This window comes from Arthrobacter sp. SO3 (assembly GCF_020532825.1).
Lineage (GTDB): Bacteria > Actinomycetota > Actinomycetes > Actinomycetales > Micrococcaceae > Arthrobacter.
Genome location: NZ_MQTS01000036.1, coordinates 14,853 through 30,492, shown reverse-complemented (window position 1 = coordinate 30,492; position 15,640 = coordinate 14,853). Strand labels below are relative to the sequence as shown.

At 67.9% G+C, this 15,640-nt stretch carries 13 protein-coding genes; 4 read left to right on the top strand and 9 right to left on the bottom strand.

Features of this window, described 5'->3' with window-relative positions; genetic code table 11:
* The first annotated feature begins 41 nt into the window (after positions 1-41).
* Positions 42-1,730: a long-chain-fatty-acid--CoA ligase gene (locus BJQ90_RS04055; protein WP_226759029.1), complete on the top strand. Its 1,689-nt coding sequence runs from the start codon at positions 42-44 to the stop codon at positions 1,728-1,730.
* Positions 1,731-2,027: 297 nt separating this feature from the next.
* The gene (locus BJQ90_RS04050) at positions 2,028-3,902 is read left to right on the top strand and encodes a hypothetical protein (protein WP_226759028.1); all 1,875 of its coding nucleotides are present in this window, start codon (positions 2,028-2,030) and stop codon (positions 3,900-3,902) included.
* Positions 3,903-3,923: 21 nt separating this feature from the next.
* Here the strand turns inward: BJQ90_RS04050 and BJQ90_RS04045 are convergent, their stop codons facing one another.
* The 7 genes from BJQ90_RS04045 to BJQ90_RS04015 form a co-directional block, all read right to left on the bottom strand.
* A complete protein-coding gene (locus BJQ90_RS04045; protein ID WP_226759027.1) occupies positions 3,924-5,375 on the bottom strand; it encodes a lipopolysaccharide biosynthesis protein in 1,452 nt (483 codons plus the stop codon).
* On the bottom strand, positions 5,372-6,541 hold the full coding sequence (locus tag BJQ90_RS04040; RefSeq protein ID WP_226759026.1) for a glycosyltransferase: 1,170 nt from the start codon (positions 6,539-6,541) through the stop codon (positions 5,372-5,374). The genes BJQ90_RS04045 and BJQ90_RS04040 overlap by 4 nt, the downstream gene beginning before the upstream one ends.
* Before the next feature lie 145 nt (positions 6,542-6,686).
* Complete coding sequence (locus BJQ90_RS04035; RefSeq protein WP_226759025.1) at positions 6,687-7,328, bottom strand: NADPH-dependent F420 reductase; 642 nt, start codon at positions 7,326-7,328, stop codon at positions 6,687-6,689.
* A gap of 44 nt (positions 7,329-7,372) precedes the next feature.
* The gene (locus tag BJQ90_RS04030; RefSeq protein WP_226759024.1) at positions 7,373-9,253 is read right to left on the bottom strand and encodes a Na+/H+ antiporter; all 1,881 of its coding nucleotides are present in this window, start codon (positions 9,251-9,253) and stop codon (positions 7,373-7,375) included.
* Positions 9,254-9,402: 149 nt separating this feature from the next.
* Positions 9,403-10,839 (bottom strand): S8 family peptidase, encoded by a 1,437-nt coding sequence (locus BJQ90_RS04025; protein WP_226759023.1) that lies wholly within the window; start codon positions 10,837-10,839, stop codon positions 9,403-9,405.
* A 183-nt stretch (positions 10,840-11,022) separates the two neighbouring features.
* On the bottom strand, positions 11,023-11,340 hold the full coding sequence (locus BJQ90_RS04020; RefSeq protein WP_226759022.1) for a DUF6221 family protein: 318 nt from the start codon (positions 11,338-11,340) through the stop codon (positions 11,023-11,025).
* Between the two features lie 64 nt (positions 11,341-11,404).
* Positions 11,405-11,629, bottom strand: coding sequence for a hypothetical protein (locus BJQ90_RS04015; protein ID WP_226759021.1), 225 nt, complete (start codon positions 11,627-11,629; stop codon positions 11,405-11,407).
* A gap of 228 nt (positions 11,630-11,857) precedes the next feature.
* On the opposite strand from BJQ90_RS04015, the gene BJQ90_RS04010 reads away from it, so the two are divergent.
* Positions 11,858-12,610: a GAF and ANTAR domain-containing protein gene (locus tag BJQ90_RS04010; protein WP_226759020.1), complete on the top strand. Its 753-nt coding sequence runs from the start codon at positions 11,858-11,860 to the stop codon at positions 12,608-12,610.
* Positions 12,611-12,637: 27 nt separating this feature from the next.
* Here BJQ90_RS04010 and BJQ90_RS04005 read toward each other — a convergent pair whose 3' ends face one another.
* A complete protein-coding gene (locus BJQ90_RS04005) occupies positions 12,638-13,372 on the bottom strand; it encodes a GAF domain-containing protein (RefSeq protein WP_226759019.1) in 735 nt (244 codons plus the stop codon).
* 188 nt (positions 13,373-13,560) lie between these two features.
* On the opposite strand from BJQ90_RS04005, the gene BJQ90_RS04000 reads away from it, so the two are divergent.
* Entirely contained in the window at positions 13,561-14,706 is a 1,146-nt protein-coding gene (locus BJQ90_RS04000) for an LLM class flavin-dependent oxidoreductase (RefSeq protein WP_226759018.1), read from the top strand.
* Here BJQ90_RS04000 and BJQ90_RS03995 read toward each other — a convergent pair.
* Positions 14,629-15,603, bottom strand: a complete 975-nt coding sequence (locus BJQ90_RS03995) for a CapA family protein (protein WP_226759017.1) — start codon at positions 15,601-15,603, stop codon at positions 14,629-14,631. The two genes, BJQ90_RS04000 and BJQ90_RS03995, sit on opposite strands and share 78 nt — an antisense overlap.
* Positions 15,604-15,640: the final 37 nt, after the last annotated feature.

The window sequence follows — 15,640 nt, the reverse complement described above, 5'->3', positions numbered from 1 at the left end:
CAGATTCGCCGACGGCACGCGGTTCACGGCAAGATGTGACCATGGAGAACACGGATCAGCAGCCCTGGGTGAAGAACTACCAGCCGGGCGTCCCGGCTGACATCGAATTGCCCACCGAGTCGCTCGTCGCCATGCTGGAACGGTCCGTGGCTGAGGCTGGAAGTGCCCCCGCGCTGGAGTTCTTCGGCCGGCGGACCAGCTACACCGAACTCGGCGAACAGGTCGACCGGGCCGCCGAGGGCCTGCGCCGGCTGGGTGTCCGCGCCGGTGACCGGGTGGCCCTGATCCTGCCGAACTGCCCGCAGCACGTCGTCGCCTTTTACGCGGTACTGCGCCTTGGCGCCGTCGTCGTCGAACACAACCCGCTATACACCTCCCGGGAACTCCGCCACCAGTTCGAGGACCACCAGGCCCGCGTCGTCATCACCTGGGACAAGGCCGCGGCGGCCATCCGTGACTTCCCGGCCGACGTCGAGATCGACCATGTGGTTTCCGTGAACCTCCTGGAGGCGTTTCCCGCCGTCAAGCGCCTTGCGCTGAACCTGCCCGTCAAGAAACTGCGGGAGTCCCGTGCGGCGCTGACCAGCCCTGCGCCGGGAACCATCCCGTGGAAGCAACTCCTCAGCCACGGCCGCCTCGATCCGGAACATCCCCGCCCCTCGGTTGATGACCTCGCCGCGATCCAGTACACCTCGGGAACCACCGGCCGTCCCAAGGGCGCCATGCTCACCCACTTCAACCTGTACTCCAACGCCCTGCAGGGTGAGGCCTGGATGCAGGGGGCCGAGTACCGCAAGGAAGTCTTCTACGCGATCCTGCCGATGTTCCATGCCTTCGGCATGACGCTTTATCTCACCTACGGCATCCGCAAGCAGGGCCTCCTGGTACTCTTCCCCAAGTTCGACCCGGACCTGGTGCTGGCTGCCATGAAAAAGTCGCCGGCCACGGTCTACTGCGCGGTCCCGCCGATCTACGAGCGCACCGCCATGGCCGCCAAAGAGAAGGGCATCTCGCTCCGGTCCTGCAAGTACTGCATCTCCGGGGCAATGAACCTGCCGGATCATGTGGTGGAGCTGTGGGAATCGGTCTCCGGCGGGCTGCTCGTGGAGGGCTATGGCATGACCGAGTCCTCCCCGGTGGCGCTGGGCAACCCCTTCCACCCCACACGCCGGAACGGCACCATTGGCGTCCCATTCCCCTCGACCACCATGAAGGTCGTCGACCTGCACGATCCCACGGTCGAGGTGACGCCGGGCGAGCCGGGGGAGCTGCTGCTGAAAGGCCCGCAGGTGTTCCAGGGCTATTGGAACAACCCGGAGGAAACAGCCAAGACCCTCACCGCCGACGGCTGGCTGCGGACCGGCGATGTGGTGACCGTGGACGAGGACGGTTTCACCACGATCGTCGACCGGGCCAAGGAGCTCATCATCACCGGCGGCTTCAACGTCTCACCCACCGAAGTGGAGTCGGTGCTGCGCCTGCACCCGGACATCAAGGACGCTGCCGTCGTCGGCAAACCACTCGAGCGGGGAGGCGAGATGGTGGTCGCCGCCGTCGAGCTTGAACCTGGCGCCACGCTGGACGAGGACGCCCTCCGCAGTCACTGCCGCGAGCACCTCGCCGGGTACAAGGTTCCCAAGCGGATCGTTGCCATCCCTGACATGCCGCGTTCGATGCTCGGCAAGATCCTGCGCAAGCAGGTGAGCGAAAGGGTGCTGCCGGCGCTCTGACCGGCGCCGGTCTGGCTTGGCGGGTAGGTACTCGTGGAAAGCCCGCCCTGCTCAAGTAGATCCAGACAGCCCGGGCCAGAAGCCGCTACTGGTGACACCCGGCGGTGCAGACCGTAGGCTTCAGCTACCACGGCTGTTTAGTCGCTGGTGTTTGGTGATTGAAGTAGTTGATTGCGGTGGCGAGCAGTTCCTCGTGGCAGCTAACTGGTAACCCGGCCAAGGAGGTCTCACGCCCATGGTCCTATCGCTTCGCAGCGACGCCCGGATGCCGCCGGGACACGCCCGACGGCGGCGCTCATGACTGCCGACCCGCGCACCGGCCAGCCGGACGTGCACCCGACGGTGGCCAGGGCTTTTCACGCCCTTGACGGAACGGGGCTTCCCTGGGTCCTGCTGCGCGGCGAGGACGACCTCGCCGCGCCCTCCGGCGACGTCGACATCCTGGTGGCACCCGAGATGCTGCCGGCCCTGGACGGGCTGATGAACGGGATCGGGCTCTGCCGGGTGCGGGCCACCGGACACGGCAGCCACCGCTTCTACTTCGGCTACGCGGAGTCCGGTGAGCTGTGGCTGAAATTGGACATTGTCACGGAAATCTCCTTCGGGCCTTTCCAGCAGTGGCGGACCCCCTTGGCTCCGGGCTGCCTCGAGCGGCGCGTCCGGAACGGCGGGTTGTGGATGCCGGCCCCGCCGGACCAGGCATGGCTGCAGCTGCTCCATCTGGCGCTGGACAAAGGGGAGATCCAGCCGCAGCGTAAGGAAACCGCCCAGGCCGCCGCCGCCGTCGCGTCGCCGGGGGACCGCATCGCCCAGTACCTGGATCAGCGCGGCGGGGCAGGTGCCGCCACGCAACTGCTGGAACTGGTGCGGTCCGGCAGGTTCGACGATGCGCCCGCCATGGCCGCCCGGCTGAGGTCCGACTGGACCGCCGCAGCGCCCCTGCGCACCCAGTCACTCGCCCTGGCGAACCGTGCCCTGCGCCAGCTCAGCCCGAGGCTCCCGGGCCGGGGGCTCGTGGTGGGTGTCATGGCCCCTGACGGCGCCGGCAAGACCACACTGCTCCACGGCCTGCGCGCCGAGTTCCCGATCCCCACCGCTTACGTCTATATGGGACTGTGGGGTGCCGGTCCCTGGGACGCCTGGCTCCACCGGGTCCCCGGGGGACGAACCACGAAGAAGATGTTCCGGGTCCTCAAAGGCGGTATGGCCGCCCGGTACCACCGGTTCCGCGGACGCGTGGTGCTGATGGACCGGGTAGCCTATGACGCCCTGCTGCCGGGTGCTGCGGACAGTAAAGCCAAGACCGGTCTGTCCAACGCCCTGGCTGTGCGGTTGGCTGCGGCTCCTGACCTCCTGCTGATCCTGGACGTTCCGGGTGAGGTGATGTTCACCCGCAAGGGCGAACACACGGCGGAAATTTTGGAGAAATGGCGGCAGTCCTATCTCCAGCTGGCCGACAGGCTGCCGGGATCCCGCATTCTCGACGCCGGACAGCCCCAGCACCTGGTCCAGCGGCTGGCCACGAAAACGGTGTGGGGCAGCATGTGCCCCGGGACGCCGGAGAACCCCGAGGCAGCTCCGGGCGATGCGGCGGCGCTCTCGCTGCACCTGTGGCGGCTGCTCGACTGGCGCTTCCTGCTGCCGGTGCTGCAGCCACGCAGCGTGGGGTACGGCGGCGCTGTGGGCCCGGACCTGATGGCGGCGCTCCATCTGCTGGACCCCGGCGCCGTCCGCATCCAGTCGCCCCGCGACGGCACCCCGGCAGCTTCATGTGAAGTCGTGCTGCTCAGGGAGCCTGCCCTGCCGCTTTTCGAGGACGCCGCGGCCGCGGTGCAGCCCGGCGGGTGGATCTGCGCCCAGGTGAAGCGGTCGTTCCTCCGGCGCTCCGGCCCGCGCACGCTGGCCGGGTGGAAGCGCACGTTTGAGCGGCACGGATTCGAGGACGTCAGCGTCTACTGGCACGCGACGAGTCTGGACAGCCCGGGACGCCTGGTGCCGACGGCGTCGTCCACCGCGGTCCTGGACACCCTGTCGCTGCACCAGGGAGTCCGCTTCGGATTGGCCAAGGCCGTAATGGCACGGTTGGCCCTGATGGTCCGCTTGTTCGACGTGGCGGTCCCGGAGGGCACCGTGACGGGCCGCCGGCCGGAGAACCGGGAGCGCCCAGCCTGAGTCTATTCGGGCTGTTCGGGCTCAGCGGCGCCGGACCAGCTGAACCAGCTCATCGTGCAGGGGCCGGAAGCCGAAGCGAATAATCGCGTAGACCACGGCAATGGCCGTGGGAACAACCAGGACCAGGGTGGTCACTCCGCCCAGGACCGGCGCAGCCAGGACGCCAAGTCCCGCGACCGCCACGGCCGCCCCGCAGACCAGCCCGGGAGCCACGGCGCGGAGCAGTTCGCGGGCCCGCAACTCGATGACATTGGCGGCCACGAGCTGCATGCCGACGGCGAAGACCACAGCGACGACGAACTGTGCGCAGGCGACGCCCACGATGCCCCACTGGGTGGCGTACAGCAGGACCGGCAGCAGGATGACAAGCCGTACCAGCGAAACCCAGATCGAGAGGCCCGGACGGCCGATCGCCTTGTACACGTCGTTGGCACCAGCGCCCAGGGAACGGGCCGCGGCGTAGAGGGCGAGGAAGACCAGCGGCAGCACGGCCTCCATCCATTTCTCGCCGAAGACCAGCGGCACCACAATGGGCGCGACGACCGCCAGCCCCACCCCGGTGGTCACCCCGTAGAGGGACTGGATCCGCACGCTGGTCAGGTAGCCGGACCGGAGCCGGTCCGGCTCGCCGCGCACCTGGGCGTAGAGGGGAAAGAGCACGGTCGACAGCACGAAGAAGACGTTGAGGATCAGCACCTCCGGCAGGCGGAAAGCCAGCGTGTAGAAGCCCAGCGCATGCGCCCCGAGTAGAAGGCCGATGATGAGGTAGTCGATGTCGAAGATCAGCCGGGCCAGGATGCTGCTGCCGGCGACCGGGGCGCCGTATTTCACATTGGCTTGGAGTGCGTCCCTGCGAACACGCCAGATCTGCCACGGTGCACGCCGGCCAACCAGGAACCAGCACGTGGCTGCGTAGGCGACGGAACCGGCAGCCGTTCCCACCGCCAGCGACATGGCCCCGTGGCCCGAAAATGCCAGGGCAAGGGTCACGGTGCCCATCGTTGCGGCACGGATAACGGGAGCCGCCGTGAGCTTCTTGAATTGCAGGTCGCGGCGCAGCAGGGCCTCGGGGACGGCGCCGAGCGAGGTGGCCAGCACGGAGATCCCCAGCACCTGGACCAGTGGTTCCACGTCCGGAAGGTTGAAGATCTGCGCAATGAGGGGGCCGGCAAGGAAGGCGCCCAGGCCCAGGAGTGAGCCGAGCACCACGGAGATCAGCAGCGCGGATCTGGCAATGACACCGGTGCGTGGCAGGTATACCAGCGCCTGGGCCACTCCGGCGTCGGCAATGGTCTCGGCGTAGCCCATCAGGACCAGCGCCAGGGCCACCAGGCCGTACTCCTCGGGAGAGAGCAGCCGGGCCAGCACGATGGTGGTCACCAGGACAATGATTTTCCCGCCGGCGAAGGCCAGCCCCTGCCAGATGGCCCCCCGGACACCGGTCCGGGCCAGTTCACCGGGAGCGTATGTCATGCCGGCGAGCTTCCAAGCGGCAGACCGGCGCTGCCCGGATGGATCGCGCTGCGGAGCTCCGCCAGATACTCCTGCGTGACTGTCTGCCAGGTCCGGACGGCTTCGGCATCACGCCCTGCAGGGCCCGGCCGGGTCCCCCTCAGCCGGTCCACAACGTGCCTGGCAAACCTCCCGGTGTCCTGTTCGATGGTCAGGAGGGGATGCGGGTCCTGTTCGCGGGCGGCGACCGGCGTGGCAACCACGGCCAGTCCGGCGGCCAGCGCCTCACGGACGGAGTTCCGGATCCCGACGCCGTGTTCGTCGGGAAAGGCTGCCACGTCGGCGGATTGGAACACGTCGAGGACCGACGGCACATTGGCCAGAACGTCCACCCGGGGGCCGGCCAGGGCAAGGACCTCGGGCCCGGGACGACGCCCGGCGATGACAAACCGGGCGTCCGGTACCTGCTCCCACACCAGGGGAGCGATCGTGCTGATCAGGACTTTCGCGCTGTCGATGTTGGGCCCGTAATTCAGGCTGCCGACGAAGCAGACCACCGGGCCGGCCTGCCTTGCGGCGTCCCGGCGGGCCTGCTCGGCTCCGTTCGGGATGCTCCGTACCGGCCGCCCCAGGCGTTGGGACCATTCGAGGGCGTCCTTGGCCCCCACGGTGAGGAGCCGGGCCCGTGCGGGCAGCCGGTGCTCTGCCTGAAGTGTCCGGCGCTCCCTGAGCCGGTAGGCCGGCCGCAGGAAACGTGGCGCAATGGCGGTGTCCATCCCGGTCCGGATCGACCAGGGGTCGACTGTCTGCAGCACAACCGGTCCCCGCACATGCCGGGCGAGGAAGAGCGCGTGCGGGCCGTGGATGAGGGTGGCATCGCTGCGCGCCGACAGCCTGGCCGCCGTCGAAATGGCTTCCGCCGTGGCCCGTTCGTGCTTTCCTACCCCGTCCAGCCCGGCAAAGGACCTCACGAGCGCCGCCTTGCGGCTCCGGGGGGTCAGGACCTGCGCCGCTTCGCAGCGGCTGCGGACCTCATCCGGCAGCCCGACCGGGCCCGAATATGTCAGCAGGGTCACTGCCACGTCGGCCGGCAGATTCCGCAGAATCTCATAAGGAATCATCGAGCTGCCGTCACCGAACACGGGGTCCCGATTGGGCACACATTCTGTGATGTACAGAAGCCTCATTGCACGAGTGTACTGGACCACGCAAGCGCCTTGCCGGGGAGCGAAGGGCGCAGCTCGGGATCGCGCACACCCGGACCTGCGGACCACCCGGACAGGGCCGACGGCGGCTCGGCACACCGCCGTCAACCGCACCGCCGCCGCGGCCTTAGATGGTGCGTGGCGCCCGGGCCAGGTTGTCCGTGAGTTCGGCAGCGTTCTGCCGCACGACATAGGCCGGGCGGTCCCGCTCCACACGCCAGCTCTCGGACAGCGGGCCGATGTTGACCGTGTCGAAGCCAAACTCGTCGTAGAGCCTGGTGACGAGTTCCGCAGCCTCCGGGAAGTCGCTGGCCGTGGCAAGGGCGCGGCGGTTTGGTGTGCCGGCGGGCGTCCCGTCGGTGCTGATCTGCGTGGACATGATGTGGTTGAACGCCTTGGCGACCTTGGACGCGGGCAGGTGTAGCTGCAGAAGTTCCGAGGTGGTGGTCTCGCCCTTGTCCAGTGCCGGGAAGCGGCCGTCCCGCTCCCAGTAATAGTTGTTCGTGTCGAGCACGATCTTGCCGGCCAGCGGCTCCACCGGGACGGCGCCGATGCTCTTCAGCGGCACGGTGACGACGGCGAAGTCGCCCGCCGCCGCTGCCTCGGCCGCCGTCGCTGCCCGGGCATGCGGGCCCAGCTCCGCCACGAGCTCCGTGAGGGTTTCCGGGCCGCGGGAGTTGCTGATCACCACGTCGTACCCGAGCTGCACCGCCTTGCGCGCAAGCTGGCTGCCAATGTGTCCTGCACCGATGATTCCCATTGTTGTCATGTCCGGACCAACACCGGGCCGGCCCGGGATATTTCGTGCCGCTGTCAGCCCAGAAGGTCGTCCTCGTAGCACCAGCGCCAGTCCTCGCCCGGTTCGATGCTCCGCATAACGGGATGGCCGGTCGCGGCGAAATGCTTGGAGGCATGGGTTCCTGGCGACGAATCGCAGCACCCCACGGTGCCGCAGGCCAGGCACATTCTTAGGTGGACCGGCGTCGTACCTTCCCGGACGCATTCCGCGCAAGAAGGGTCATCCGGAACCCGGGGAACCCCGGGGCCCCGCGCGGATTCCAGGTGTGCGCAGATCCCGCCCGGCTGGGCGATACCCTCGCCGCCGCCGCTGGACATGTCCAGGTCCTCCACTGCCGCGTCCAGCATCGATTCCTCAACGTCCAGCCGGTCCAGGACCGAGCTGAGGACCTCATGCGGGTACCCGCCGCCCCGCCGCAGCTCCAGGACCTTGTCCCTTTCAGCGTCCAGCATCGCCAGCCGCAGGTGGGCATAGCGCTGGCTCGGCGTTGCGGCCTCCGACGAAGGCCGGCCGAGGCGCTCCCAGGCCGCCAGCCCGCGTTCCTGGGTCCGCCGTTTGAGCATCGCCACGACTTCGGGCGGGTCGGCATCGGTCCGGAGTTCCTGCAGCCGCTCCATGCCCGCCGCCGTGGCCAGTTGCATCAGGGACGCCTGGTTCAGGGCATCTTCACGCTGGTCCGGTCCCTGCACCCGCAGCAGCCGGACCAGGGCGGGCAGGGTGAAGCCCTGCAGCGTCAGGGTTCCGCCGACCACCACCATGGCTGCCAGAATCAACACCGAACGGTGTTCCAGGTCCGCCGGCAGCACCAGCACCGCCGCGAGGGTGACCACACCGCGCATGCCGGCCCAGGAGACTATCGCGGCGTATTGCCACGGCGGAGCCGGGTCCTTCCGCCGAATGGCCGGAACCAGCCGCGGCAGGTAGGTCGCGGGGAACACCCAGAGCGGCCGGACCAGCAGCACCGACAGCAGGATCACGGCACAGCCGGCCCAGATCCGGGATGCCCCCAGCGAGTCGCCCTGGACCCCCTCAATGATGGTCCTGACCTGGAGCCCGATCAGCAGGAAGACCGCGTTCTCAAGCAGGAACTGCACCGTGTGCCAGTTGCTGCGCTGGCTCAGCCGCGCTGCGCCATTGGGCATGGACGGCGCCTTGGTGCCCATCACCAGACCCGTAACGACGACGGCGAGCACTCCGGAGGCGTGGATTGCCTCCGCCGGGAGGTAGGCGACAAAGGGTGCCATCAGGGAAATGGAGGTGTTGATCGCGACGTTCCGGATCCGCTTGCGCAGTTGTGTCAGCACGAAGGCCGCGGCCAGCCCGACCGCCAGCCCGCCGCCGGCCGCCAGGAGGAACCCTACGGCCAACCCGGCCGCTGAGACGGACCCCGCGATGGCGGCGATAGCCGCCCGCAGGCAGACCAGGGCGGTGGCGTCGTTGACCAAGGACTCGCCTTCGAGGATGGTGACGATCCGGCGGGGCATGCCCACCTTGCGCGCTATGGCAGTCGCCGCGACGGCGTCCGGCGGTGCCACGACGGCGCCGAGGGCAATAGCGGCAGCCAGGGGAATCTCGGGGAACAGCCACCAGACGATGAAGCCCACTGCGATCGTGCCAAAAATGACGTAGCCGACCGAGAGCAAGCCGATGTCGCGCCGGTTGGAGCCGAAATCGAACAGCGATGTCTGCAGCGCCGCGGCGTAAAGCAGGGGCGGCAGCAACCCCACCAGGACCAGTTCGGGGTTCAAATCGATGTCCGGGATGAACGGCAGAAACGAACCGACGACGCCTGCCAGCACCAGCACCAGGGGCACGGAGACATTGATCTTCCGGCCCAGGGCGCTGCCCGCGCAGATTACCGATGTGAGTGCAAGCAATCCAAGCGCGACTTCCATGGGGCCATTCTGTCAGGCCCGGTCGAGTTGGGTTCCCGCGGACGATGCAGCCGATGCGGACGATACGGCCGTGCCAGGGCCCAAGGCTTGGGGCACGGCCGCGTCCAGCGGCCGTGCCCCGTCCCCGGGCCGGGTCAGGTCAGGTCAGGTCAGTACCACGCTATCTGGGCGAGGTAGCCGTAGTACTTCCCCTCGATGGGGCGCAACGGGTCGCCCTCGAAGCCAAAACCCCGGTGTTTCTTGTTGTACGCGGCGGTGATGTCCAGGAACTGTGACATCACGGCCTTGCCCGAGCCTTCACAATCCCCGTCACTGATGCACAGCGCCAGCGAGCCGGCGACGACGGGACTCGCGAAACTGGTTCCGTGGGCCACCGCGTAGCCTCCGGGAGACGTGGAGGAGATGCAGACCCCTGGTGCGGCGACAGTGTGGGCCTTGTCCTTGGGTTCGCTGGCGTAATTGGAGAAGAACGCCGGCCGGTCGTCCAGCTGCCCGAGCTTGCTCCAGTCCTCGGTTCCGCAGACCGGGGCCGCGAGGCCGTCCGGTTTGCCGTCGAAGTCCGCCATCGCGGTGGCGGTCAGCACCTCGTCGTAGGTGGCCGGGACAAAGCCGGCGATGTCCTCTCCGGAGTTTCCTGCGGCCACGGCGTAGGCGACGCCGGCCTTAACCGAGCGGCAGATGGCATAGTGCATCGGGTCTGTGCCCTTGCCGCAGTTGGCGGTGTCGGCGCCCGGGCCGCCGATGCTGATGTTGGCCACCTGAATGTCGTTGTCCGGGTCTTTGTCCTTGCGCGTTGCCGTCACCCAGTCGATGGCGCAGATAAGCATTTCCTCGGTGATCACGTCGGCGTCATTCACCACGCGCACCGACCACAGCGGGGTTCCCGGCGCCGTGCCGACGACGCCCTGCCCATTGTCCTTGGCGCCGATCACCCCGGCGACGAAGGTCCCGTGTCCGACTTTGTCCGTGGGGGTCACCTCGACCGGCGAGCCGGTGGAGCAGTCGATGCCGCCGCGCACATTGAGGTCCGGATGCGTGCCGTCGATGCCGCTGTCGATCACCGCCACGTTGACGTCGGCGCCCGCTGACCCGTGATGCCCGCCCTCGGGGTGGGTGCCGCCGATCCTCTTCCACCAGTTCGGCGCCACCTGGGCGGTCGGCGAGGGGTCCTTGGGCTTCTGGAATTCCCTGGCCACGGTGACGAAGTCAACGCCCGGATCAGCAGCGAGGCGTGCCGCGGCGGACGGCGTCATCGTGGCTGCGTAGCCGTTCACGGCATTGCGATAGACCGTGGAAACGGTAAGGCCATAGCTACTTTGCTGGGCCGCGGCTTCGGTGCCGGCGTCAACGGCGCTGTCCTTCAGCACCACGATGTAGTTCTGTTCCTGGTCGGCCGCGGTTGCGGGAACCGCCGCGACAACGCCTGCGGCCACGGCCAGGGTGAACGCTGCCAGGATCCCGACGATGCCCCGGATCCGTGGCCTGCTTTTGGGCGGAGGCGCGGCCGTCCCGGGGTTCTGGCGCGGCCCGGCGGCTGCAAGCGCTGGTACCCGTGATGATCCCCGACGGCGGTCATGGCTGAACATAGTGGCCTCCCTTAAGCGTCTTCGCTACTGAGCGCCCCCCGGTCATAGCTTAGGCCCGCGGATGCCCGTTGCACACGGACCTTTGGCATTACTTGGCAGGGACCAGCGGACGGCGATCTGACGACGGCGGCACTCTGCTGCCCTCGGGCGCGCGGCCGGAGCGGCACTGACCAGGCACCGCGCCTAGGCGCGGAACCAGTCCTGCTCGAAGTCCGGGTGGTCGTAGTAGGGCAGCGCCAGGGCGTTGAGCGACTGTTCCATCCATTCCAGGGACTGGGGGATCCAGCCCGCGTCCTGTCCGGTGTCGCTGACCAGCGCCGCGAGCGCCGCCTGCCGGGCGGATTCGACGATCCGGATCAGGCGCCGTTTGGCTTCGCATTCGAGCAGCAGGCGCTGCTCGTACCAGGCTCCGGATTTCGAGACGGTCCGGTCGCCGAGGAGGGTCCGTGCTACCGCCTCGTCCTCGCTGATCCGCTCGGACAGGAATTCGACAATGTCCACACGGCGAGCGTACGCGCGGTCCCCGGCCGCCAACCAGTCCCGGCTGCCGCAATCGTCCTGGCGGTTAGTGAGCTGCCAGGTTTTCCGCGTCTTCGGGACCGACGAAGTTGCAGGATCCTTCGTGCCGTTCGGGCACGTCGCAGGTCCGGCCGGTCGGCAGATGGACGTTGCCGCAGAGTCCGGTAATGGCCACGTCCTCGCGGACATGCAGGCTGCTGAGGTCGGGACGGGCCTGGCTGCCCTCGTGGATCCGGGGGCCGGCGGGGGCGTTGTTGTCTTGGCTGTTCATGTCTGCGTGGCTCCTTGGAGAGTCTGCTATGCAGCTGGGTTGCCAGTCTCGATTGAGTCCGATGCCCCAGTCTCACACGACAACGTTAAAGCGGGGTGACCGCCGGTCGTTAAAGCGGGGTGGCTTCCGGTCAGATTTTTGTCCCAGGCACGGTGCCGGGTTCCGATCGCGGGGGTATATTTCGAAGGAGAGCAGCTTCGGGAATCAATGAACAAAAAAGGGGGTGCCATGACGGTGCCAGATTCAGCGGAAACCGGTGAACGGGCACCGGGTCTGCAGGACACCGAACCGATCAGTGCCGGCGCGCTTGCTATTCGGCTGGGCGACATCGCCCGGGAACTCCAGCATGAGAAGGACACTGACTCCATGCTGGCCGGGATTGTGCACGCCGCCCTGGAACTGGTGCCGCACGCGGCCGACGCCTCGGTAAGCCTGATCTCGGGCCGCCGGACGATTGACTCGCATGCCGCTTCCAGTGATCTTCCGCGCCGGGTGGATGCACTCCAAAACGAAACCGGGCAGGGGCCGTGCCTGGACGCTTCTCATGAGGAGCGCGTTGTCAGTGTTCCGGACCTCAGCACGGATCGGCGCTGGCCGGAGTTTTCGCGGCAAGCCTTCAAGCTTGGAGCGCGGAGCATGCTTTCCTTCCAGCTTTTTGTGGACGGTGACCACCTCGGGGCTTTGAATCTCTTCGGCAACGACGTGGATGTCTTCGACGCCGAATCGGAGCGGATCGGGGCGCTGGTGGCTGCCCATGCCGCTGTCGCCGTCGCCGGCAGCAAGCAGGTCAGCCAGCTCACCTCGGCCCTGGACACCCGGGATCTGATCGGTCAGGCGAAGGGAATCCTGATGGAGCGGTACAAGATCACTGCCCAGCAGGCGTTCCTGCTGCTCTCGCGGGCCAGTTCAGAGCTGAACCTCAAGCTTCGCGACGTCGCGGAACAACTGACCGTCAGCGGGGAGATGGCCAAGAAGCGCTGACGCCGGGCTGGAGGGGCTGGCCGCGCGTCAGCCGACGGCAGGCAGGCGCGGGCCATCGGTAAGATCGGAGCAGACCCGCGACAGCGGCGTCCCGTCGGTCCGGGCACGGCGCAGCAGTTCGCGGAAGGCCTGCTCGGCGGTCAACCCGTCGCGTTCCATCAGGATCCCGCAGGCGCGGTTGGTGTTGTCCCGGCCGGCGAGTGCGCCTTTGAACGGCCCGCTCAGGTGCCGCGGCGTTTCCGTGCCCTGGACATGGGCCATCAGGGTGGCCGCCGGAACAGCGAACTTTTCGAGCAGTTGCCCGGTCGCGACGGTAAAGGCGGCCGGCAGGGCGGCATAGATCTTCAGGGTTCCGATTGTCGTGCCGCCTGAGCCCAGCGGGGTGCTGACGAGGGAGCGGACCGGCAACTTAGCGACCGCCTGGCTCCACAGCGGCCACCGGGCATCCGCGGCAGTATCGTGCACCAGGATGGTTCTTCCTGCCGTCCAGGCATCGAAGCACGGGCCCTGCCCCAAGTGATGCTGGGCGGCGTCTGCCTGTTCCACGAGCCGTTCCGTGGCCGCAGTGCTGCTTCCGCGCCCCTGGGCGTCGAACAGCGAGATTCCGCCTCCGCACGATCCCGGGACGGCATCCCGGACACCCTGCACAAGCAGCTGCAGCGCATGGTCCACCTTGTCCTCGGTCAGGAGCAGGTTCTTGATGCGCGCGAAAACGGCGGTCAGTTCATCGAGGGGGAGTGGGTTGAATGGCTGGTTGAGCACTTGCGGGCCTTATGGCGTGAGGGGAGAAGCTACCCTGCGAATGCCCCCTGCTTGAGCCGGGACGCCGCAAACGGCGGTCCGCCTAAAGCATAGCCCGGCGGGGCGCGCGGCGGTAAACGGCGTGACGACGCCGCGACGCACCGCCGTCGTCGTCGGTGGAAGCGACCGGCCGGAATGAAATGCGATGCTTGAACGTTCAATTAAATATGGACTTTGGCATCTTCACTTTCGGCGAGCTTTCCCGCAACCTCAGCACCGGCACGGCACTGTCCCCGCAACAGCGCCTGAAGGAGATCATTGAGCTCGCCAAACTGGCGGACCAGGCGGGCCTGGGGTTCCTGGGCCTGGGCGAACACCACCGGCGCGATTTCGCCCTGTCCGCCCCGGAAATCGTATTGGCCGCCATCGCCAGGGAAACCACGACGCTGCGGCTCAGCACTGCCGTCACGGTGCTCTCCACCCAGGACCCGGTGCGGCTCTTCGAGCAGTTCGCCACCCTGGACCTGATCTCCGACGGTCGCGCGGAGATCATTGCCGGCCGCGGCGCATTCATCGAGTCCTACCCGTTGTTCGGCCACGAACTGGATGATTATGACGCTCTTTTCGAAGAGAAGCTGCAGCTGCTGCTGGAGCTGAGGAACAACGCCGCAGTGACCTGGCAGGGGACCCTGACCCAGAACATTCCCGGCATGGACATCGCGCCGCGCCCGGTCCAGGCCAGGCTCCCCGTCTGGGTGGGTGTCGGCGGAACTCCGGCGAGTTTCGCGCGGGCCGGACGCCTGGGGCTTCCCCTGTTCGTCGCCCTGCTGTCCGGACCCGCCCGGTTCCGCCGTCTCGTGGAGCTCTACCACCAGTCCGCCGCAGACGCCGGCCACGACCCAGCCTCCCTGCAGGTGGGGGCCGGCGGACATTTCTACGCGGCCCCGACATCGCAGCGGGCCCGCGACACCTTCTACCCCTACTACCGCGCCTACTTTGAACAGAACATGCCCCGCCCGGTGGACCATTTTCCCCGCTCCAGCTTCGATGACTGGACCGAGCCCGGCGGCGGCCTTCTGGTGGGCAGCCCGCAGCAGGTCATCGAGAAGCTGCTGGAAATCCACGCGACCCTCGGCAACAGCCGCTACATGGCCCAGATCGGCCTCGGCGGCCTGCCGTTTGCCGAGACGGCCCGGTCCATCGAGCTGCTGGCCACCGAAATCATGCCGGCCGTGAACCGGGAGGTCGGAACGGCCCCGCCGGTGCCGGGCGGCAGCTCAGCCGGCCGCGAGCGGGATCTCCAGGAACCCGCCGGCGGCGTCCCAGCTGCCCGCGGTCCCGAGGTGCCGGCTTAGCCGCTGCATCCGTTCCGCGATCTGCCGGGAACTCCCGCCCGCCAGGCGGGCCTGGAAATCCGTGATCACGGTCGGATACAGCCGCAGCGTTCGGGGTGTGCCACCGTCCGTGTCGAGCAGGAAGATGAACGACTGGTCGTTGCGCTCCAGCGGATCCACCGCGTAGTCGTCCACGAAGTCCCCGGCGCTGTAGATGATGGGCCGGTCCTGGAAGATTTCGACGCCGCGGAAGATGTGCGGCGAGTGCCCGAAGACGACGTCGGCCCCGGCCTCGATGAGAGCCCGCGCCAGCTCGCGGTGATCGGACGGCACCCCGGAGCCCCAGTTCGGCCCCCAGTGCGCGGAGACGATCAGGAGCCCGACGCGGGCCTTCGTCCGCCCGACCAGGGCCAGGAGTTCCGTTACCCGGCGGTCGGTGCGCTCCACCGGCACGTAGAAGACGCCGGGTCCGCGGTCCGCTTCCCAGTCCGGCTGGTTGTCGGTGATGGCGATGAGCCCGACGGCGGTGCCTGCCACGCGGCGCACCGCGGGGCGTTGGGCGGCATCCCGGTCCAATCCGGCACCGGCATGCAGGATCCCGGCCGAGTCGAGCACCGGCAGCATTTCCCGGAAAGCACTGGCCCCGTAGTCCAGGACATGGTTGTTGGCCAGCGACACCACCCCGATTCCCGCGGATCGGAGGCTCTCCACGTTTTTCGGGTCGGAACGGAAATGGAACACCTTCCCCGCTTCGGGCTCCCCGCCGGCCGCCAGGACGCATTCCAGGTTGGCGACCGTGAGGTCGGCCTGGCGCAGCACGGAGTCCGTATCTCCCCACGGGTAATCGGCGCCGACCCGCCTCAGCCGCTCGTTCACCAGTCGGCCCAGCATGACGTCGCCCAACAACGCAATCAACATGGCACACCCGCCTGTCAGCGCTTCACCATCAGGTTCC

Coding starts and splice junctions, on each gene's coding strand:
- BJQ90_RS04040 (WP_226759026.1), bottom strand. CDS start 6,541: ATGAGGCTTCTGTACATCACAGAATGTGTGCCCAATCGGGACCCCGTG.
- BJQ90_RS04035 (WP_226759025.1), bottom strand. CDS start 7,328: ATGACAACAATGGGAATCATCGGTGCAGGACACATTGGCAGCCAGCTT.
- BJQ90_RS03995 (WP_226759017.1), bottom strand. CDS start 15,603: ATGTTGATTGCGTTGTTGGGCGACGTCATGCTGGGCCGACTGGTGAAC.
- BJQ90_RS04015 (WP_226759021.1), bottom strand. CDS start 11,629: ATGAACAGCCAAGACAACAACGCCCCCGCCGGCCCCCGGATCCACGAG.
- BJQ90_RS04045 (WP_226759027.1), bottom strand. CDS start 5,375: ATGACATACGCTCCCGGTGAACTGGCCCGGACCGGTGTCCGGGGGGCC.
- BJQ90_RS04010 (WP_226759020.1), top strand. CDS start 11,858: ATGACGGTGCCAGATTCAGCGGAAACCGGTGAACGGGCACCGGGTCTG.
- BJQ90_RS04055 (WP_226759029.1), top strand. CDS start 42: ATGGAGAACACGGATCAGCAGCCCTGGGTGAAGAACTACCAGCCGGGC.
- BJQ90_RS04050 (WP_226759028.1), top strand. CDS start 2,028: ATGACTGCCGACCCGCGCACCGGCCAGCCGGACGTGCACCCGACGGTG.
- BJQ90_RS04030 (WP_226759024.1), bottom strand. CDS start 9,253: ATGGAAGTCGCGCTTGGATTGCTTGCACTCACATCGGTAATCTGCGCG.
- BJQ90_RS04025 (WP_226759023.1), bottom strand. CDS start 10,839: ATGTTCAGCCATGACCGCCGTCGGGGATCATCACGGGTACCAGCGCTT.